We start from the raw sequence: 22074 nt of genomic DNA, 5'->3' as shown, positions 1-22074 counted from the left end.
GGCGGGCGGTTTCAACGCCGAATACGGTTTTGCCAATTCGGGTATTGTGATCGCCTCTTCCCGATCGGGCGGTACCCGCTTGAACATCAGCGGCGAAGTCATTACCGATGAATTCCTCAGCAAAGAGACAAAAACCCTCGGCACTTATTCTTACGGTTACAATGTCTACAACCTGACCCTCGGCGGGCCGGTTTTTACCGATAAGGTCAAGTTCTTTGTTTCCGGCGAAAAGACCTATCGTTACGACCGTTCGCCTTCTTCGGGCGGCCATCCGGTTTTGGACGGCGATTTTACTCAAGAAGAGATTCTTTATACCACTCAAAAGATGGACAGCCTGGGCATTCCGCTCAGCGAGCGAATTCTGCCGGTTAAACTGCAGGACGGTCCTCTGCCCAACAACTTTTTGGATCGCTGGAATTTCAACGGCAACGTGCTGTTCGATCTGAATCCGGTACGTATCAAGATCGGCGGCAACGGTACGTTCGATGATTACAGCAGCTATTCGCAATATTTCTCTCTCGTCAACAGCGCACGCAATCTGCGCAGCGAAGACTATAACTATTCCGTCTACGGCAAAATCAGCCACACGATCGATGCCAACACCTTCTATGAAGGAACGGCCTATTACTCTGAATTCATGCAGGAATCCGGCGACCCGGTCTTCTGGCGCAACCTGGCGGATTACGGCGACAAGCTCGACTTTAACCAGAATGGTCTGTTTATGCCTGAACTGCCGGCTCCGAGCGTCATCGATTATTCGCGACCGCGTCTCGGTATGGGCGCTTTTGCTCCTATTCGGCCGCAGGGCGCCTACAGCGTCAACTATAGCAACGTCATCGGTCTCAAGCTGGATGCGACCCGTCAGCAGGCCAATCATGAGCTGAAGGCCGGTTTCGAGTATCGCTACAACACTCTGCGCCGCTTTGCCGTCAGCGCTTGGCGGTTGGCCGGAATTTTCACCAACGATCCGTCAATTGATCCGCTGCTGGCTTATCGTGCGGCTTATACGGAAAGCTTTGGTTATCCGCAATATTTCGCCGACAACGTAGCGGATCCCAAAGCTTTTAAAGATGAGGGACTGGACGGTGCCAAGCATCCGGTTCTTGCCTCTTTTTACGTGCAAGACAAGATCGAGTTAGCCGACCTGGTTCTCAACTTGGGTTTGCGTTGGGACTATATGAACGCCAACGATTATCGCCCCATGGACCCCTACGACATCAAACTCAAAGGTGGTTTGATGGATAAAGATTATCTGGAAAAGACCGAAGCGCATTGGTCCATTAGCCCGCGCTTGGGTATCTCTTTCCCGGTAACCGACAAGACGGTGTTCCATGCTCAATTCGGCAAGTTCACCCAGCAGCCTGAACTGCGTCACCTCTACACCGGTTGGAACTACATGGCGGCCCAGTTGTCGCAGGGTAACCAAGTCACGGTGGGTAACCCCGACCTCCGTCCGGTATCGACGACTGCTTACGAAGTCGGTTTCGGGCAACAATTGGGTCTGAACTCTTCTCTCAGCATTACGGCTTATTACAAAGAAATCCGCGATTTGGTGGTGCTGAAGAACCGAGTCAATGCCAAGCCGGTCACCTATCCGCAATACCAGAACGGCGACTATGGTACAGTTAAAGGTTTTTCGTTCACCTATCGGCTGCGCCGCACCAAAAGACTGTCGGCTAACGTCAACTATACGCTGCAGTGGGCTACCGGCACCGGTTCCACTTCGGATTCCAACTTTTACATCACCTGGATCGGCAACGAGTACTATCCGGTGTTTGTAGCGCCGTTGGATTACGATCAGCGCCATACCGCTTCGGTCAATTTGGATTACCGCGCAGACACCTGGGGTGCCAACGTACTGGCGACGGTCGGCAGCGGCTTCCCCTACACGCCCAAGCGCATCGGCGATACGGTCTATTCGGCGCGCTTTGCCACGGCCTTCCCGATCGCCGGAACCAACTCGGCATATACCCAGTGGACATATAATGTCGATTTGCGGTTGGATAAGGATTTCAAGTTCGGTAATCAGCGTTTGAACGCCTATTTGTGGGTGATCAATGTGCTGGGCACCAAACAGCCCTTCACCCGCAAAAACAACGGCAACGAATTCACCGTCGGTATCTATGAAGCTACCGGTCGACCGGATGACAACGGATGGCTCTCGACGCCCGACGGACAGAACTGGGTGCGGACCAACGGCGGCGCCCGAGCCGAAGCGCTCTATCGCGCGCGCATCAATCATCCGTTCAACTGGGAGCAGCCGCGCCAGATTCGTCTCGGCCTCCGCTTCGAGTTGAATCCGTAACCCGGCAAAGGCCGTCTGAGATGTTTCTGCAAACGGCTTTAAACGGATAGTCAAACTGTTTTGCTTTTGCCGATAACAGTTAAAGGAGATTCAAATGATGAAGAAACACAACTTGAGATACCTTCTGCCGGCCGCATTGGCGCTGCTGGTGCTCTTTACGGGCGTCCAGCTGGTCTATTCCGAGGCCAATCGTCGAGCCGAGTTGGCCAAGCCCTCGGAATTCATGCACGCCCAATTCAACGCCAACACCATCGCCAACTGGCTGGCCAATGACGGTCTGATTGTTTCGCACCGCAAGACCGGCAACTCGGGTATGGAATGGCCCAAGGGCAGCAAAAAGACCATAGATTTTGCTTCCGGTATCTGGTTCGCCGGCAAGGACGCCGACGGAGTCATCCGTACGGCGGCTGCCGAATATTCTTCCGAGTTCGTGCCGGGTCCTTGGGGCTCCGATCCCAATGATAAGGCGAACCGGATTTACATCATTAACAGCGACGGCACCGGCGACTGGGATTCCTGGCCGGTCGCTCAGGGCGCACCTGTGACCGCAGACGGCAAACCGAAACTTTTCGGTGACCAGACCATCTTCTGGGTTATGAACGACGGCAACGCCGCACAGCATGCCAACGTCTTTTCGACCCAGCCGATGGGATTGGAAGTGAAATGCACGGTGTTCGGCTTCAATAAGGCCGATCCGCTGGGCAACATCATGTTCATGAAGTTCGAGGTGGAGAACAAGGGCGGCTTGACGCTTGATTCCTGCTATGTCGCCTTGTGGGATGACCCGGACCTTGGCGATGCCAGCGACGACCTCGTCGGCTGTGACACGACGCTGAGCCTGGGCTTCTGCTACAACGGCAAGCCGGTCGACGCGACCTACGGCACCACGCCGCCGGCCATCGGCATGGACTTTTTCCAAGGCCCCAAAGTCGGCGACGCCTATATGCCGATGACCTCGTTTGTCTATTATTGGAACGGCGCACCCGATCCCTTCGGAGACCCGGAAGACGCCAATCAGATGTACTTTTTCATGAAAGGCCTCACCGGCGACGGCTCGCCCTATTTGGATCACACCGGCAATCCGACCAAGTTCGTGTTCGCCGGCGATCCGGTCACTAAAAGCGGTCACTTGGACTCCAATCCGGCCGACCGACGTTTCCTGATGTCCTCGGGCCCGTTCACGCTGAAACCCGGCGACAAGCAGGTGATTGTCGGCTCCAAGATTATCGCTCCTGGAACCGACAATTTGGCCGCCGTCAATGCGCTGCGCTTCTTTGACTCTTATGCGCAGAATGCCTTCGATAACGATTTTGATTTGCCGCAGCCGCCGGCACCTGTTGTTGCAGCCGCTCAGGAAGATGGTAAAATAATCCTCTCCTGGCAGGATGAGGCCGGCACCTACCAAAAAATCGAAAGCTATGAAAAAAGCGGTTACAAGTTCGAAGGCTACAACATTTATCAAGGCGAGTCCGTTTCCGGTCCTTGGAAGCTGATTGCCACTTTTGACGTTGTTAGCGATTTCGGCATTATTTTCGATAACACCTACGATGCCGCTACCGGCATGGTTTTGAACAAACCGGTTGCCTTTGGTTCGAACAGCGGTATCACCCGTCATATTGTGCTCGATAAAGATAAATTGACGGGCGAAGCGCTTTATAATTACAAGAAATATTATTACTCGGTCACGTCCTATGCCGTCAACGGCGAGGTTTCACCGAAGGTTGCCGAAAGCGGCCATAAGCCGATAATGGTAATGCCCTATAAAGCTCCGCTCGGAATCGAAGCGAAGGTAAAGGCTGATGACCTGATCCGCTCCGTCCATTCCAAAGGCGTAAGCGACGGTAATGTCATCGGCAAGGTTGTTGATGCTCTGAAATTGACTGGGCACACCTATCAGGTAACCTTCAAAGAGACCGAAGAAGGATATGTGTGGAGCCTGAAGGACAAGAACACCGGCAAGATGCTCGTGGAGGACAATCCCAATCAAACCGGCGATGAGGACTATCCGATCATCGACGGCATGAAAGTTTATGTCACTGGTCCGCCGCCGGGAATGAAGGATTGGCAGATTCCGGAGGGAAGCACTCGCCGCTTTACTTGGGCAGGCGCTGACGGATTCCATTTTGAAGGTTTTAACGGCGCCATTGGTTGGGCCCAACCTTCGACCTTCTTCGGCTCAGGCTATAACTACCCGGCCTCTAAGTTGAAAAACGTCATGCTGGTACTGGCCAAGGTGGATAAAAACGGCAACTTTGATCCCAATGATCCGAATGTCTCCTACGGCTATCGTTACATGCGACGAGCTGCCGCTCCGCCGGCAAAGCCCGAATTCGCTCCTTTCATTCTGAATCCAAGCGGCGGTTATGCTTATCAAGAGTTCGCAAAGAACGTTCCCTTGGCAGCTTTTGACATTGAGAATCCCGATAAGCCTCGACGCCTGGCTGTTATGTTCATGGAAAACAATGTGGAAGGCGGATTGGTCGACGGCAAATGGTTCCCCGGGCCTCACACGAACTATGACAACACCGCATCTACCGGTCCGCGGGAATGGCTGTTCATTCTCGACGTCGATTACAGCGAAACGCCCAATCCTGATTACTTTGGTGATTTGACGCAGCTTGAGCTGCCGATCATGTGGTGGTTGGCAGTGAACCGTCGCGGCGAAGCCGAGTTCTCTCCCGGCGGCACCGGCCAGGACAAGTTCGTCATTCTGGCTAACCACATTAACAGTGAAAATGATGTCTTTGAACTCACCCCGCCTGCGCCAGTGAGAGGTCCGGAGGTGGCCAAACTCCAGCTCGACCGCATCAACGCGGTTCCCAATCCCTATTGGGCCTGGAGTCCGAACGAAACCCAGCCGACGCAGCGAATTATCCGCTTCACCAATATGCCGGCCAACGGCGCCACCATCCGCATCTTTGACCTGGCAGGCAACTTGGTGCGCGTGATCACCGACGCCGATCGGCAGAAACAGGGCTCGCTCGGCACCGCTTATGCGGAATGGGATGTGCGCAACGCGGCCGACGTACCGGTGGCCAGCGGCATGTACATCGTTCACATCGAAATCAAGGATGTCGGCGAAAAAATTCTCAAGCTTGCAGTAATCAACCGCGATGAGCGTCTGCTCTACTACTAATTCATCGAGGCTTGATTATTGTCGGATTGGAAGAAAAAGAGAAAGGAACGTACCATGAGATATAAAGGATTTATCGCAGTACTCTTGACGGGCGTTCTCCTGCTGTCGAGTGCGACCGTTTTCGCCGGCACCGGGAAGCGCATCGCCACGGCCGGAGCGACCGAGCTGCTGATCCCGGTCGGCGCGCGTTCCACGGCTTTGAGCGGCGCCAACACTGCAGGAGTGTTCGGCATCGACGCGATCTATTGGAACCCGGCCGGCGTGGCCATGGCGGAAAGCAACACCGAAGCGATGTTCTCGCATCAAAACTGGATCGGCGACATCGACGTGAACTATCTTGCGGTTGCCACGCAGGTCAGCCGCGTCGGCGCCATCGGTTTGAGCCTTAAAACCCTCAGCTTCGGCGACATTATGGAGACCACCGTTACCAATCCCGAAGGCACCGGCAAGGTGTTTTCACCCACCTATCTGACCGTCGGACTGACCTACAGCCGCAAGATGACCGACCGCATTCTGTTCGGCGCCACGGCAAAACTGGTCACCGAGCGCATCATGAGCACGGGCGCGCAGGGTGTCGGCTTTGACTTTGGTCTGCAATACGTCAGTCCGGTCTCCGGTCTCAAGCTGGGCGTGGTGCTGACCAATTTCGGCACCAATATGAAGTTCATCGGTACCGATCTGGAGCGCCGCGTGATCATGCCCGGCACCGAAGCCGGAACCGTGCAGACCTCGGTCTCGATCCCGACGGCTTCGTTCGACTTACCGTCACAGCTCAAGCTGGGCGTTTCTTATGCCCTCAACCTCGGCGAACAGATCAATCTCGATCTGATGGGCGCTTTTGTGAACAACGCTTACGCCTATGATCAGTACATTGCCGGCGCCGAGCTGTCGCTGCGCGACTTTTTATTCCTGCGCGGTGCTTATTCTCTGGCATTCAAAGAAGGATTGGGTGAGAACGAAAGCGGCAAGTTCGTTTCGGCGAGCGAAGACTATCTCTTCGGGCCGTCGTTCGGACTGGGCGTCAAGTTCAACGTCGGTTTTCCGGTCACGTTGGATTATGCGTACCGTCTGACCGAGTTCTTTAACAACGCCCAGTTCTTCTGCCTCACGGTCGGCTTCTAAGTCGTTCATATCATCAGAAACCAAAGGGTTGATTCCTTCGGGGGTCAACCCTTTCTTTTTAAAAAGGGTGTGTCATGAGGTGCAGGGATATCTATCTTGTTTTGTATTTTCTTGTTGCGGTACAAGTTTATTCTCAGGGACTTCATACCAGTCTGGATTGGGCCAAATTCGAATATGACGGCCAAAACGCCTATGTCGAATTTTACTACAGCCTGCCGAGCAGCGCACCGGTCTTTGTGACCCGCGACGGCAAACAGATCGCATCGACTCTGGGCGTCATACGCCTTCGTCAAAACGGGCTGCCGGTCAAAGAATTTGCCTGGAAAAGCGAAGCAGAGCGAAGCGGCGAAGAACAGCCGCTCAGCGCCATTGTGGATAAAATCGGCGTCGCGATACCCTACGGAAATTATGACGGTGAATTCGTTCTCAAAGACCTCAATCAGCCGCAGCGGTTCGACAGCCTTCGATTTCCTCTCAGTCTTCCACCGCCTTCCACGGGAGTTCCGCGCATCAGCGAGATACAAGTCGCCGGCAATTTGTTTCAGGCGGCCGGCAATACCTCTTCGCCCTTTTACAAAAACGGCTTGATTGTAGAACCAAACCCCAGTCTCATTTTTTCCTTTGAGAAACCGATGCTCTTCAGTTATGTGGAAGCTTACGAGCCGCCGAAAGAAGGGTATCGAATGGTCTATCGTGTCATAGCCAAAGAAAGCGATGACGCGGTATTGCCGGAAAAAGCAGTGGTCAAAGCGCAGGCCGTTTCTCCCAGCGTCGAGATCGGCGCGGTAAACGTCGGCAAACTGAACTCCGGCGCTTACCGGCTGGTGGTGGAAATGCAGACACTGAGCGGTCAACCGTTGGCCGTTCAGCAAAAAACCTTTTTCGTATTGCAGAAAGAAGCTTTGGCGCAAGCAGGGTCGAGTGAGCCTTATGAAGATTCGGTTTTGGCTTCCATGGACTCTTCTCAGATCGATCTCGAATTTCAGATAATCTTTTATCTGCTTTCCAAAGAGGAGCAGCAGGTTCATGGACAAATCGCCAATTTAGAAGGCAAGCGGCGCTTCGTTTACAACTTTTGGCATAACAAATATCCGCAGTATGCGGTCGGTAGTAATCCGGTGCGAGAGGAGTATTACCGGCGCTATGCCTACGCAAATGAACATTTTCAAGCCTTTAGAATCGACGGTTGGAAGACCGATAGGGGCCGAGTCTATATGATTTACGGCCCGCCGGACGACATAGAGCGGCGACCGAATGAACAGAACTTTGTCCCTTACGAAATCTGGTTCTATCAAAAACTGCAAAACGGCGTGCGTTTTGTATTCGGCGATCTTGAAGGATACCGAAATTATAGGTTGGTTCATTCGGATCTTTTCGGGGAACTGCAGGACGCAAATTATATGTCTGTTTTGCGAAAAGGATACTGATTTCGATTGGAGAGCAAATTCAGTTTTTGTAAATTTTAACATTAGATTAACAGTGCCGTATGCAGATAAGGACATATCAATGGCGGAAGTATATTATCCGATTCAGAAATTAAAAGATTTTGCCCGAGATGTCTTTATAGGTCTGGGGTGTCCGGCGGAAGACGCCGAAATCTGCGCCGACGTGCTGGCAGCGGCGGACCGCCGCGGAATTGATTCGCACGGAGTCGGCAGGCTGAAGCCGATCTACTATGACCGCATCAGAGAGGGGACGCAGAACGCCGTGACGCAGATCAAGGTCGAACGGGACATCGGCGCCACCGCCGTAATCGACGGCGGCAACGGCATGGGAATGGTTGTTGCCAAACGATGCATGGAAATGGCCATCGAAAAGGCCTCCGTTTACGGCATCGGAATGGTGGTTGCCAAAAACTCTACCCATTACGGTATCGCGGCATACTATCCTTTGATGGCTTGCGAACGGGACATGATCGGGCTCACCGGCACCAATGCGCGGCCGTCTGTCGCCCCGACTTGGGGTGTCGAAAACCTGCTCGGTACAAATCCGTTGGTCTTTGCCGTGCCGACGGACGAGCCGTTCCCTTTTACCAACGACTATGCCACATCGACCTGTCAACGCGGCAAAATTGAACTGTACGCACGCTTGGGCAAGCCGCTGCCGGTCGGTTGGGTGGTCGATTCAGACGGAAAAGCAATGACCGACGCAGAGGCAGTGTTGAAGGCTTTAACGTCAGGGACCGCCGCCCTTACACCGCTCGGAGGAATAGGAGAGGAGATGGGAGGGCACAAGGGGTACGGCTTTGCCGCGGTCGTCGAACTGCTCACCGCCGGATTGACGCTCAGCCCGTTTCTAAAACAACTGAACGGCGTCGACGAGAGCGGGAAAAAGACGGCGATTCCGCTTTCTCACTTTTTCATTGCCGTCGATGTTTCCCACTTTGCAGATCCGCAACAATTCAAAAAACAGAGCGGCGATATCCTCCGGAGCTTGAGGTCTTCACGCAAGGCTAAAGGCGCCGAGCGGATCTATACCCATGGGGAGAAGGAATATTTCTTTTCGATCGAGCGCGAAAAGACCGGCGCACCCTTGCCGCCTTTGGTGCAAAAACAGCTGGTGCAAATGCGCGACGAATTGGCGCTCCATCATTGGCGGTTTCCTTGGGAATGATCCTTGAAAAGCTGCGAATTTTGTAACGGAGAAAAATCATAAATCCGCTAATAAACGCGAATGCACGCGAATCAAACAACCTAAAAATTCCACCTATTGGCGCTCATTGGCGTTCATTCGCGGATTAAATTTATAACCGCAATGCGCCATCATGACCCAAGCAACGGGAAAGCACGGCATCGACAAGTAACCGCAGAGGAGGATTTATGAAGCCGGCTGCACTTTTCTGCCTACTGCTTTTCGAAGCTGCGGGGCTTGCCGCCCAGCCTTCTTACTATCAACGTTTCGAGTATTTGCAGGCCCCTTCGTCAGCGTTCGGGACCGGTCTGCTCGGCTGCGCAAATCCCGCCGTGGTCGCCATGCTCCCCTTTCCTGAATTTCAAGCGCACGCTGCGCTGCCGCAAGAAAAGTTGGAAAACTGGGCGCTCTTTTCCAGTCTAAAGGGATTAGGCGCAGGTGTTACCAGAAAGCAGCTTAGCCCTGCGACGGCGCAAACCAGCTATCATTTGGCTTTGGCAGGCGGCGATGAAAAGGCAGCCTTTGGATTCGGATATCAATGGTCGCAACGAACGGACAAACAGGGAACTGAGACAGAGTGGCGTGCCGGCGTCATCCTGCGGCCCGCTCGACAGCTTTCTATCGGCGCCGCAGCCTTTTTTCCGCAGGGGAACGCTTCTCCCTGGTCGGTCATGGAAATCGGATGGCGTCCCTTGGGAACCTCGAGGCTGACGATTTTCGGCGATGCGGTTCTTGATAAAAACGTCAAGATGAGCGAAAAAAGCTGGAGCGTCGGCGCTGCCGTACAGCCGATTACCGGCCTTTATGCCGTCGGCAGATATTTCGGAGACAAGTCGTACAGTTTGGGGTTGACCTTTGATATAGGTCACGGCTCCATTGCCGCGCATACGATTCAGCCTGAAGGCGGCGGTTCGGCTCGCACCTTGCTCATGATGCGTGCCGGCTCGTTGCGGCCTTCATGGGTGAGCCGGTTCATGAAAGAGAAAGCTTATGCCGCCTTTGAGATAAAAGGCGCTGTCGATTATCGAAGAGGACTGCTGTTCAGCGGCACGCAGGAAGCTTTTTATCCGCTGTTACGGGACTTGTGTGCGGCAGCCGACGATCCGCGTTTGGCGGCGATCGCCGTGAATTTGACCGGACTTTTGGTGCGGCCGGAACACGCTTGGGAGCTGCGCGAAGAGCTGATTCGTGCGCGGCGCAATGGAAAGCGGGTCATCGTCTTTATTGAAGAAGCCGGTATGACCGGCTATCATCTGTCTTCGGCGGCCGACGAACTGGTCATGGATCCCCTCGGCATGCTTTTTCTTCCCGGTCTGGTCATGAGCCGAACTTATCTTAAAGGCACGCTGGAAAAGCTGGGACTCGGATTTGATGAATGGCGCTACTTTAAATGGAAATCCGCGCTTGAAACTTACAGCCGTGAGGATTTGTCCGAGGCGGATCGCGAGCAGCGCCAGGCCTACTTGGATGATTGGTACGAGCTGCTGCGGAGCGACGTCTGCAGCTCGCGCGGCTTTACGGAGAGCCGCTTCGACTCGATCATCAATCAGTTCGCCCTGCTGAGCGCGGAAAAAGCGCTTGAGCTCAAGCTGGTCGATCGGCTGGGCCGCTGGAACGACCTAAAGACGATCCTCAAGGAGTGCGGCAAGGGTCGATTGATGAAACTGCGCCGCAAGGATCTGTACGACCTGGCGTTGTATGATGATCGATGGGGCGGAGCGCAAAAGATCGCGTTGATTTACGGCCTCGGCGCCTGCGATCTGGAAAGCGGCATTCGCGCCAGAAAACTGGCCAAGCTGTTCGAACGTCTGGCCAAGGATCGCGAAATCAAGGCAATTGTCTTTCGGGTCGACTCGCCGGGAGGATCGGCTCTTGCTGCAGATATTGTCGCTGAAGCGATGAAAAAATGCGCGGAGAAAAAGCCGGTCATCGTCAGCCAAGGTCAAGTGGCCGGCTCCGGCGGCTATTGGCTTTCCATGTACGGCAAAAGAATACTGGCCGGTCCGAATACAGTCACCGGCTCCATCGGCGTTATCGGCGGATGGGTTTACGATAAAGGATTTTCCGCCAAATGGGGGATGAGCGAGGACCGCGTTCAGCGCGGCGATCATGCCGATATAGAAAGCGGCGTTACTTTGCCGGTCATCAGTTTGACCGTACCGCGCCGTAACCTGACGGACGAGGAAAAGGCTGCAGTTGAAAAATGGATTCGTGAAATGTATGAGCTGTTCATCGGCAAGGTTGCACAAGGACGTGCTATGAGCCGAGAGGCAGTCGACGCGGTGGGGCAAGGACGATTCTTTTCGGGCCTGGACGGAAAAGAGGCCGGTTTGGTGGATGAGATTGGCGGTCTTCTTAAAGCTGTCGAAAGAGCAGCCGAAGAGACCAAGATCGCCGGCGATAAGCCGTGGCGGATCGTCGAATACTATCCGAAGGACAATCTCGAAGAGTTGTTGAGCTCCTTTTTTGCCGTTAAAACAACCTCGGACCCGTCGATCGACTATTTGCGGATTCTGCTCGACCAACCGTTGAAACCCGTCTTAATGATGTCGCCGGATAATTTTCCCTCTTTGGAGCGCTAAACGGAGGGCCGTTTTATGAAACGCATCGGTTGGATTTTTCTGCTGTTCGCCGCCTGCCAAACTGCGAAAAAGGAAGGAAACGTCGCCATGTTCAAAGACGATCTGGAGTTTCTACAGAAACACACTCGGGTTTTGGTGATAAAGAGCGACGATGAACGCTCGCAGGTGATCGTTGCGCCCTCGCTGCAGGGACGGGTTATGACGAGCACGGCCGACGGCCTTGATGGAATCAGTTTCGGCTGGGTCAACCGTGAGCTGATCGCCTCGGGTGAAAACAATCCGCACATCAACGCTTACGGCGGCGAAGACCGATTTTGGCTTGGGCCTGAAGGAGGCCAATTCTCCATCTTTTTCAAAGCCGGCGATCCCTTCGATTTGGAGCATTGGTTCACGCCGCCGCCGATCAACGAAGGCGCTTACGAGGTTGTCGAGCATAGCCGCAAGCATGTCATCTTTCGTAAAGAAATGAGCTTGGTAAATTATTCGGGAACGCCGTTTAATTTGCGCCTCGACCGAACCGTCATCCTCCTGACTCCCGAACAAATTGCCGAGCGCTTTCATTTTACGGTTTCGGCCGCTCTCAAGGCGACGGCCTTTGAGTCGCGCAATGTCATCACTAACTGCGGCGACAATGCTTGGCGAAAAGAAACCGGCCTCCTCTCCGTATGGATTCTAGGCATGTACAATCCATCTCCCAAAACAACCATCGTCATTCCTTTCAAGCCCGGCGATGAGGAAACGCTGGGACCAAAAGTCAACGATGCCTATTTCGGCAAGCCGCCGGCAGACAGATTGGCGGTGCGCGACAGCGTGCTGTTCTTTAAAGGCGACGGCCGTCTGCGCAGCAAGATCGGCATCAATCCGAAACGCGCCAAAAACATTCTCGGCAGTTATGACGCCGATCTGAAGCTTCTGACCTTGGTGACGTTCAATCAACCGGAAGGCGTCACCGATTATGTCAACTCGATGTGGGAAATTCAAGAGGAACCCTATGCCGGCGATGTTGTGAACAGCTACAACGACGGCCCGGCAGCGCCCGGCGCCAAGCCGATGGGGCCTTTTTACGAATTGGAGACCTCCTCTCCGGCTGCCGCCCTGGCGCCCGGCCAATCGCTGGAACATATCCACGCAACTCTGCATCTTTTGGGGGATGAAAGAGAACTGGACAAAATCAGCCGCAGAGCTTTGGGCGTTTCCCTGAGCGAAATCGTGTCTGCATTACCTTGACATCGGAAAGGAATCTTTTCCCGCGCATGAAGAAAATCAAACTGCTTTTCAAAATCGGCTATGTGTACCACAAGGCGGCTTTCGATCCGGTAATCGAGCTGCTTCTCAATAATCCCAAATACGACGTTTGGTTCTCACTCGATATGGAACAGCGGCGGGTGCTGCTGTTCGATTTCCCCTACCGAGCCCATATCATCAAAGAATGGGAAAAGCAAGGTTATCGTTTTACGGATGAAACCAGAGGCTTTGACATCGTCATCACCGGCGACACATTGAGAAATTCCGCCGCGTACGGCAAAACGCTGCTCTGTTTCCTTAATCACGGCACCGGAATTAAAACCATTCTGTATCGTAATTTGGCCAAAGTACCGCATGACCGCTATCAGATTTTTGTCGAAGGCAGGCATCGCGTCGAGGCGCTGCAGCGTTCCGGCCGCTTGAACAAAAGCGAAGTCCATTTGATTGGACTCCCCAAGCTCGACTATTACTTTCAAGGCCGCTACTCTGACCGTGAAGCCATTCTTCGCAGCTTGGGATTGGATCCCGCGAAAAAAACCGTGCTCTTTGCCCCCACTTACAAGCCGACCTGTTTGTACGAAGTAAAGGACGATATTTTCGAGCAGACCCGCGACTATAATCTCATCATCAAGCTGCATCCCTACAGCTGGATGGGCAAATATGCGCCGCATCGGCAGCACCGTATCTATGAACGCCGAGTGCGCAAGTACAGGCATGCGGTGCTGCTGCCGTTCGATGCGTACAACATTGTTCCCTATTATGCCGTTGCCGATACGCTCATCAGCGAGGCGTCGAGCACGGTGTTCGACTTTTTAGCGCTCGGCAAATTCGGCATCGTCTATGAACTGCCCTGCGATCGCCTGCGCCACTCGGACGGCGAACCGCTGCTCGAAATCGACAATCGGGAATTTCTCAAGGGCGCCTTTCCCCATATTTCTTCAGGAAAGCAGATTCGCGATGCAATTGAACGGGCGCTCTCGCCGACGCCGGAAATGCGTAAACTCGCTGATCAATACCGCGAGGAACTCTTTTATCAATTAGACGGTCATGCCGCCGAACGATTCGTGGCAAAAATGGAAGAGTTGTATGAAGAGGGCGGGCATGAAAACAATCCTCAGGAGCGGGCATGAAAGCCGTCATTATTGCCGCCGGGCAGAGCAGCAGGCTGTGGGAAAAGACGAACCAAAGACCGAAAACGCTTCTGCCATATAAAAAAGGCACAATTCTGTCGCGCATCATACGCAACTTGAAAAAGTGCGGAATAGACGAAATTGTTATTGTTGTCGGCTGGAGAAAAAACGACATCATTCAATATGTCGTGTCGCAGGACAACTTTGGCATTCGCATCACTTTTGTCGAAAATCCCGAGTGGCGCCGCGGCAATGGTCTTTCGGTTCTGGCTGCCGAAAAAGAAGTCGGCGACGAGCCGTTTGTTCTCTCGATGTGCGACCACATTGTCCCGCCGAAAGCCATTAGGAAGTTGATCCGCTGCAAACGCCGTAAGAATTTGCTTCTTGTCGACAAGCGCATCGAGAAGGTTTTTGACCTCGACGACGCCACCAAGGTTCTGGTAAAAGGAAAACGGATCCTCCGAATCGGCAAGGAGCTGGAAAACTATAACGGCATTGATTGCGGCGTTTTTCGGCTTGATGGTCATTTTTTTCGCTGCATGAGGGCTCAGGCAGAGAAAGGGTTGGAGTCCATCAGCGCCGGTGTTACGGCATTGATTGCCGAAAAACGAATGGGCGCAGTATTCATTAAGAAGAAAAAATGGATCGACATCGATACGCCGGAAGCCTATCGACACGCCTTAAAGCCGGCAGCAAAGAAAAAGCTGCCGCAAGTGGTGACCACGACTTGAACCCCCTGATCGGTTTGTTTTTCTCCTAGGCATTTTTCACAAAAGCCGCCATCCTTTGATAAATTAGGCCTTCCTGTTCGGTTGCTCAAGTCCGTAGCCTGAAGTCTTGTCCTCTTTTTTCAAAAGAAAAGCAAAGAGCACTCCTAATGCACCGACGCAGACCAGCAGCAGCAGCGGATTGGTATAGTCATACACTGCCGTGCCGTTGCGGATGGCTTCCGGCGTTACCTGTTTATTGGAAAGATCCAGCACTCGACCGATCAAGTACGGGAACGCCCACAATCCCAGATTCTGTACTGAAAACATGACTCCATAGGCCGAGCCGAGGCGGCTTTGCGGCACCAGCTTGGTGACCGAAGGCCACATCGCAGCCGGAATGAGCGAAAAGGCGACGCCGAGAAAAAAGATGGGCACATAGGGATTGATCGATGTCAGCGCAAAGGTGAGATGTACGGCGACGAGGAGCACGGAACCGTAGATCATTAGAGTTGCGCTTTTGCCGATGCGGTCGGTAATTGTGCCGAACAACGGCGTAAAGAGGATGGTGCCGAACGGCAGAATGGAAACGATCATGCCGGCTTTTTCCGCCGTTAGGCCGAACTTATTGACCAAAAGATCCGGCGCATATTTTACGAACGGAAATACGGCGCTGTAGAAAGTCACACAAAGCAGAGTAATGTAGATGAAAGAGCGATCGGTAATCAAGGTTTTGAGATCGGCCAGGCGGAATTTTTCACTCTCATCTTCGGCTGTGAGCTGCCGGTGTAGCCGATCGAAGCGGCGGTCGAACCAGGTGTAAATGAGAAAACAGCCCAGACCGAGCGCCAAGAGCAGGGCGCCGAACCAAATGGCCGCTGTCCAGCGGGTCTCGGTTTCGGCCAAACGGGGGGAGATGATCATTGCCGCCGCTTGACCCAATCTGCCGAAGGCGAGATTCATGCCCATGGCCAGGGCTAACTCTTTGCCGCTGAACCATTTGACGATGGCTTTGGTAAAGACGATGGCGCTCGTTTCGGCGCCGAGGCCGAAAAGAAAGAAGCCGAGGGACATCATTTTCAGTGAGGGTGACATCGACGGAAAAATCGAGGAAATCAAGTGAAAACCGGGACCGCCGGAGAGAAAAGCGTCATCGGCGCCGTAGGCGGTCAACGCAGCGCCGAGAACCATAAACGATGTAAACAGGATTCCGGTTAGGCGAATGCCGAGCTTGTCCAGAATGATCCCGCCAATGACCGCCATGAACAAGAACACGTTGCTGATGCTGTAAGCCGAGTTGAAAAAGCCGTAATCCGTTGAAGTCCACAGCAGCTTTTCCTGCAGCAGTTTTTTGAGGGGCGAAAGGGCGTCGAAAAAGTAATAATTGGCAAACATGGTTAGGCTAATTAAGACCAAGACCGACCAGCGCAGCGCTGCGGAGGGGCCGTAGGCAGTGGAGTCAGATTGGTTCATCTCTTGTCCTCGCGATGGTTGAGCGAAGGTCATTGAACTGTGTTTTACCTCGAGGTCTTTATCGAAGGCAAGAAACGAAAATTTCATCCACAAAACAAGCACTTTTTAAATAACCTTTCATCCTCGCTTGACACTTCCGGAGACATGATTCAAGCTTTGAAACTAGGACAAATTGAAAAAGCTGGCGATCGACCGGCAACGCCGAAAAAATCAATCGGCTTGTGTTTGCCGGGAAAAATTTCTATTTTTTCGTGAGTTTTAACGGCTCTATCCTTCGAATCTTTATGGATTGCGGCCGTCAGTCTTTTGGCGAAGCTCATTGAATAAAAATAGGTTTTCGGGTCAACAGCCGCCGTATAAAAAGCAAATGCTCCTGAGCAGCGGCGTGACTGTCGATGAGAAAAATAACTATAAATTTGCCAATATAATGAATCCTTGGGCGAGTATTTGGCTCAATCCGCGCGGCACGATCCGGCAGATCGTGGATACGGATCCGCGGCGTTCGCTTCTGCTGCTGGCTGCCGGAGGCGGCGTGGCGCAGGCCTGTAATTTTGCCGTTAATATGGCGCTCGGCAGCGCCCTCGAGCTTGATGAGATCATTTTGTTCATTCTTGCTTTCGGACCATTGGCCGGTTTTCTTTCGCTGTGGCTGTGGACATTGGCGTTGACGTTTGTCACCCGTTGGTTTGGAGGCTTGGCCGACAGGTCGGCTGTGCGCGCCGCCGTGGCCTGGTCGTGGGCGCCGACCGTCTACCTGCTGCCCCTTTGGGGTGTTCGCTACATCCTGTTTCGAGACGAGCTGTTCAAGGATGCTCGGCCTTTTGTCGAATCGCACGGCCTGCTGAGCGCACTTTACTCCTTTTTCGGCGGCGTGGATTTACTATTGTCGTTTCTGACCGTCTTCATTCTTGTCCAAACCATAGCCGAAGTCAGCCGTTTCTCGGTCTGGAGAAGCATGGGCGCCATTTTATTCGTGCTGCTGCTGTTGTTGCTGCCGCTGTTGGCGGCTTTTCTTATTATGCCCAAGTAAAGACCGGCCAAGGAAGCGTCAGTTACTGCTTTATCCGGTGATATCCATGCGAAGCACTTCAGGAGTTTGGCGAATGCCGGTAAAGCACGATTCGCCAGATACTTAATTTTTAGAAGGCGTTTGGAGGTCTGCTCTTTAATTTTACAACAATAATTGACGATCATTTTAAACCCTGCAGGGAAAGATTTCGATTTCGGTCGAAGATCGGACGTCAAAAAGTTGTATGCAAGGAGGAGCAATGAAAACGCGCAAGTTGGGGAGCAATGGACCCGAGTTTACGGTCATCGGTTTGGGCTCCTGGGCGATCGGCGGCTCTTGGAAATACGGGTGGGGACCGTCGGATGATGCAGAGTCCATTCGCACCATTCATCGGGCGCTTGATCTGGGCATCAATTGGATCGACACGGCCGCCGTCTACGGCCTCGGCCATTCGGAAGAGATCGTCGGCAAGGCGCTGGAGGGCGTCCGCAAAGACGTGTATATTGCCACCAAGTGCGGATTGGTGTGGGACGATCAGGGGCGCGTTCGCAACGATATTTCGCCGGCAAGCATAAGACGCGAAGCGGAGGCCAGTCTCAAGCGGCTAAAGACGGATTACATCGATCTCTATCAAATCCATTGGCCGCACGCCAATCAGAGTGAAGCCGAAGCTTGGCACGAGATGACCAAACTGCAAAAAGAGGGCAAGGTGCGTTGGATCGGCGTCTCTAATTTCGACGTGCCCCTTTTGCGCAAGTGCGAGGCGATTCACCATGTCGACAGTCTACAGCCGCCCTATAATCTCATTCGCCGCGAAGTCGAGAAGGAGATTCTGCCTTACTGCCTAAAAACCGGCATCGGCGTTGTGGCGTACAGTCCCATGATGTCCGGTCTGCTGAGCGGCCGTTTCGATCGCACGCAGCTGGCGCCGGACGATTGGCGGCAAAAAGAGCCTCTATTCCGCGAACCGTTGTTGTCCCGCTATCTGCAAAAAGTGGAAAAAATGCGCCAAAAAGCCGCCGATTATAACGCTACGGTCGGGAACCTGGCCGTTGCCTGGGTTTTGCGCCATCCTGCCGTCACCAGCGCCATCGTCGGGGCCCGTAAAGTAGCTCAGGTGGAGGAAAATGTTCGGGCGGCGGAGATTCAATTGACCGATGAGGACGCCGCGTGGCTGGAGGCTTTGTTTGCCGAACCGTAATGAAGACCCTAAAAACTTAATGGCGACATGAACAAAAATAAGGAGCAGTTTTGCGGAAAATCGATCCGGCGATTCTGAGCATTTCTTTTACAGATCATCGTCTTTGTACGCGCTGCGGGACCTGCGTCGGTGTGTGTCCCGTAGACGCTCTTTTTCTTGACGAGAACTTTTTTCCGCGGTTGGACGCTGATAAATGCATTGCCTGCGGCTTGTGCCGGCTTGTCTGTCCGGGTGGCGAGGTAAGATACAAAGAATTGGAAACTTTTGTTTTCGGCTCCCAGGCGCCGGAACGGACGTTTGACGGACATGTGCGAAAAACATTTATCGGGTTTGCAGGCGATCCGGCCATTCGGGCCGGAGGAGCCGGCGGCGGCGTAGTGACTGCGCTTGCAAGTCACCTGCTGCGCTCCGGCAAAGTCGACGCCTGCATCGTGACGCGTATGAATCCCGAAAAACCATGGCTCGGTCAGGTGTTCATTGCCCGCACGTTGGAAGACCTCCGGCTCAGCCAGCAGTCCAAATACACCATCATTCCGGTCAACGCCATTCTACAGGTCACTCGAAAGTCCAAGGAGAGATTTGCACTCGTCGCCTTGCCCTGCCAGATCCACGGCATTCGGCTGATACAGGAAAAACGGCCGCAGTTGATCGCAAACATCAAGTATATCATCGGTCTTTTCTGCGCTTCGAGCCTCGAACCGTATGTGGCCGAGGAGCTGCTGGCGGCCAAGGGCATCGACAAGCGGCAGATCAAGACGTTTCATTTTCGCGGCGGCCGCTGGCCTGGGCGCATACGTGCGGTCATGAAGGACGGCGGTATTAAAAATCTTCACTATTCGAATTTCAAGGACGGGGCGATCAACTATTTGATGTACCTTTATACGCCGCCGCGATGCGCTGTTTGTATCGACGGTTCCTCGGAATTTTCGGACGTTTCGGTTTCGGACGCTTGGACGCGCGACCGCCGCGGCAATTACCTCTATGAAGCGCAGTCGCGCCTGTTGGTTCGAACGCCGGCAGGCATCGAGATGGTCGAATCGGCATTGGCCGCAGGCGATCTGATCGCCCGAGAAGTCAGTCAGGATCCGCAATACCGCACGCATCGTCTGCATGCGCGGAAAAAGGGGTTGACGGCCTATCTGCGCGTCGAACGGTTGAAATGTCTGGGTGAACCGGTTCCAATCTACGATCGAGGTACTCCGGAACATGACAGAACCGACCGCCTGACGGAGCGTATCGAATCCTTCTTGATGCGGTTCGGCCGCATCCGCCGATTGAGGCAGCCGCTCATTAAAGCATTGCTTTCGAGATACGGCGCTTTTTTAATTATTTTGCGGCAATACCGTAAAAAACGAAAGTACCGTTAAGTTTTTTTAACTTGTGTTGACGGGGAAGATTTTTTACATTAATAAAAATTTTTCCAAAAAGGATACGGCGCTGATGCGGTTGGTCTCCAGAAAGGGCTGCTTTGCTGTCGCGAGCGTGATGCTGGTTATTGGCTGCACGTTCGAAGCGCCCAAAGCGCCCTCTTGGGATGTGGCGCTGCTGATCCCGATCATTTCGCAGACGCAGACGGTCGAAGAGATGTTGCGCGAGCGCGTCGGCGTATTTGATTATCGGGATGGTCTTCTCGGTCTGCGCGTAGAGGGGGAGATCCAGGAGCTGCGCGTCGTCGATTACCTCAAGCCGGATATTGTAGATCAGGTCATCCAAAGCCAAGTACCGAATTTGACCATCGAACGGCTGACCGCCGACATCGTCTCGTTTCCTTTTTCCGCTTTAACCGAACAGGCCGGATCCCCTTCATCGACCCCAATAAAAATAGCCCCTTTTGCTTTTTCAAACATCAAGGGAAAACTAAGACCGGAAGATGATATAGAAAGCATTCAGGTCATCGAAGGCAGCGCGCGGCTGATCTATCACAATCGCTTGCCGGTCGATTTGGAAGATGTGGTTTTTTACCTGTTCGAGCCCTCCACAACGGATATTAAGCTGATTACGCCGATCATTCGCCGCATTCCGGCGGGGAAAAAAGACAGCCTGCAGCTCCCTTTGATCAACAAGTCTTTAACCAGGTTGGGGGAATGGTATATAAGCGGCACTTCGCCGGGTTCATACGGTCAAAGTGTCAGGCTTTCGAGCAGTGATGAAGTCGAGCTGAACGTCGATTTTGTCGATTTTCGCGTCAGTTCGGTGCAGGGTCGACGCCAATCCTTTTACATGGAAGACGAACAGATCATCGAATTGGGTATCGATGCAGCTCTGCAGGAAGGTCTTTTGAATAACGGACGCTGTTCAATGAATATTCGCAATACGCTGGATCTTGACCTTGATCTCACTATTCGCTCGCCGGAGCTGATCAATCCCGTTGACAACAGGCCGTTGACTGTCCAAACCCGAGTGGCCGCCAATCGTGAACGCTCGATTCTCCGCTCGCTTGCCGGTTACAAGCTCGTCTTGGGCTCGGCGCCGGTCAAACCTCCGGTCGTCCATATTCAGATCGAAGCGGAAGGCCGCACACAGGGCGATGAGCTGGTTACAGTTTCAGAGACCGACGCCATTTTGATGGAGTTTCATCTTGATGAGTTATCTTTTCAAAGCCTTCAGGGCTGCCTGGATCGTTATCGTGCCGCCATTGAACCTGCAGAATCTCCGGTTCGTTTGCCCGAACAGTTGCGCGATTTTGCCGGGCTTAATCTGAACGACGGCAGGATTCGCCTCGATTTCGTCAATTCGATTCAAATGCCGATTCGCTTGGAAGGAGAAATCACCGCAAAAACCGAAAACGGCCGCAAAGCAACGCTGCCGCTGCTTTTTGAAATTCCCAAGGGAAGCGCCAATGCGCCGCAGTCGGTTACTTGTGTAATCGATGCCGGAGAGAATCCTGCTGTTTTGACGCTCCTGAACCTGCTGCCGCGTTCGGTTTGTTTTGGGGGCACTGCAATCATCGGCGACGGCAGGGCGGCCGGTATGCTCAACGCGGACTCTTACCTCAGGGCACGGTACATTCTGGAAACGCCGGCTGATCTGGCTTGGCAAAAGACTACCCTTGCCGAGGACTCGCTGGAAATCGTCGTTCATCCCCGGGGTGACAAATTACCTCCGGCTCGTTCGGGTTCACTCCATCTCGATGCTGAAAAGACCAATCCCCTACAGTCTATGACGCTCATCGCCGAGGTCGAAAACCATCTGCCGGTTTCCGGCAGCGTAATGTTCAGCTGCGTCGATGCCTTCGAAGAAATTCCGCTGGAAGCGGTCATCATTCCGTCCGCGCAAACCAACAATCAAGGACGCGCTGTGGCGGCAGGGAAAAAGAGGGTGCAGGTCGCCTTGCCTGATGAGATCGTGAAAAAATTTCACAATGAAGGCAACGCCGTACGATCCTTCAAAATGCGGTCAAAGATGATCGTGGATGGGACAGGCGGACGCCGCGTCAAGATGTATCAAGGCGACTATCTGGCGATACAGGCGGCGATTGAAGCCCGCGTTCGCGTCGGCGGAAATTAACTGCCTCTGCAAACCTCAGCGGTAAC

At 53.5% G+C, this 22074-nt stretch carries 15 protein-coding genes; 14 read left to right on the top strand and 1 reads right to left on the bottom strand.

Annotated elements, in window-relative coordinates; all coding sequences use genetic code 11:
• The 9 genes from ONB24_02930 to ONB24_02890 all read left to right on the top strand — a co-directional run.
• Window positions 1-2305: outer membrane beta-barrel protein (locus tag ONB24_02930; GenBank protein ID MDZ7315058.1), on the top strand; the 2305-nt coding region annotated here is incomplete at its 5' end.
• Window positions 2306-2399: 94 nt separating this feature from the next.
• Window positions 2400-5441: a T9SS type A sorting domain-containing protein gene (locus tag ONB24_02925; GenBank protein ID MDZ7315057.1), complete on the top strand. Its 3042-nt coding sequence runs from the start codon at window positions 2400-2402 to the stop codon at window positions 5439-5441.
• 54 nt (window positions 5442-5495) lie between these two features.
• Window positions 5496-6563, top strand: coding sequence for a PorV/PorQ family protein (locus ONB24_02920; protein ID MDZ7315056.1), 1068 nt, complete (start codon window positions 5496-5498; stop codon window positions 6561-6563).
• A gap of 74 nt (window positions 6564-6637) precedes the next feature.
• Window positions 6638-7990: a GWxTD domain-containing protein gene (locus tag ONB24_02915; protein MDZ7315055.1), complete on the top strand. Its 1353-nt coding sequence runs from the start codon at window positions 6638-6640 to the stop codon at window positions 7988-7990.
• Between the two features lie 79 nt (window positions 7991-8069).
• On the top strand, window positions 8070-9176 hold the full coding sequence (locus ONB24_02910; protein MDZ7315054.1) for an Ldh family oxidoreductase: 1107 nt from the start codon (window positions 8070-8072) through the stop codon (window positions 9174-9176).
• Window positions 9177-9382: 206 nt separating this feature from the next.
• Window positions 9383-11776, top strand: a complete 2394-nt coding sequence (locus ONB24_02905) for a S49 family peptidase (GenBank protein ID MDZ7315053.1) — start codon at window positions 9383-9385, stop codon at window positions 11774-11776.
• 15 nt (window positions 11777-11791) lie between these two features.
• Window positions 11792-13003, top strand: a complete 1212-nt coding sequence (locus tag ONB24_02900) for a hypothetical protein (GenBank protein MDZ7315052.1) — start codon at window positions 11792-11794, stop codon at window positions 13001-13003.
• 26 nt (window positions 13004-13029) lie between these two features.
• Complete coding sequence (locus ONB24_02895) at window positions 13030-14151, top strand: CDP-glycerol glycerophosphotransferase family protein (protein MDZ7315051.1); 1122 nt, start codon at window positions 13030-13032, stop codon at window positions 14149-14151.
• Entirely contained in the window at window positions 14148-14882 is a 735-nt protein-coding gene (locus tag ONB24_02890; protein MDZ7315050.1) for an NTP transferase domain-containing protein, read from the top strand. The genes ONB24_02895 and ONB24_02890 overlap by 4 nt, the downstream gene beginning before the upstream one ends.
• Window positions 14883-14945: 63 nt before the next feature.
• On the opposite strand, the gene ONB24_02885 is transcribed toward ONB24_02890, so the two are convergent.
• Window positions 14946-16331, bottom strand: a complete 1386-nt coding sequence (locus ONB24_02885) for an MFS transporter (GenBank protein ID MDZ7315049.1) — start codon at window positions 16329-16331, stop codon at window positions 14946-14948.
• A gap of 39 nt (window positions 16332-16370) precedes the next feature.
• Here ONB24_02885 and ONB24_02880 point away from each other — a divergent pair, with 39 nt between their 5' ends.
• The 5 genes from ONB24_02880 to ONB24_02860 all read left to right on the top strand — a co-directional run bounded on the left by ONB24_02880 (window position 16371) and on the right by ONB24_02860 (window position 22048).
• On the top strand, window positions 16371-16586 hold the full coding sequence (locus ONB24_02880) for a hypothetical protein (GenBank protein MDZ7315048.1): 216 nt from the start codon (window positions 16371-16373) through the stop codon (window positions 16584-16586).
• A gap of 64 nt (window positions 16587-16650) precedes the next feature.
• The gene (locus ONB24_02875; protein MDZ7315047.1) at window positions 16651-17361 is read left to right on the top strand and encodes a YIP1 family protein; all 711 of its coding nucleotides are present in this window, start codon (window positions 16651-16653) and stop codon (window positions 17359-17361) included.
• A 238-nt stretch (window positions 17362-17599) separates the two neighbouring features.
• Window positions 17600-18541, top strand: a complete 942-nt coding sequence (locus tag ONB24_02870; protein ID MDZ7315046.1) for an aldo/keto reductase — start codon at window positions 17600-17602, stop codon at window positions 18539-18541.
• Window positions 18542-18591: 50 nt separating this feature from the next.
• Window positions 18592-19908, top strand: coding sequence for a Coenzyme F420 hydrogenase/dehydrogenase, beta subunit C-terminal domain (locus ONB24_02865; protein ID MDZ7315045.1), 1317 nt, complete (start codon window positions 18592-18594; stop codon window positions 19906-19908).
• Window positions 19909-20023: 115 nt separating this feature from the next.
• Entirely contained in the window at window positions 20024-22048 is a 2025-nt protein-coding gene (locus tag ONB24_02860; GenBank protein ID MDZ7315044.1) for a hypothetical protein, read from the top strand.
• Window positions 22049-22074: the final 26 nt, after the last annotated feature.

Source organism: candidate division KSB1 bacterium (assembly GCA_034505495.1).
Classification (GTDB): Bacteria; Zhuqueibacterota; Zhuqueibacteria; order Residuimicrobiales; family Krinioviventaceae; genus Fontimicrobium_A.
Note: the sequence above shows the minus strand (reverse complement) of the source record. Positions and strands in the feature narration are given on the sequence as shown.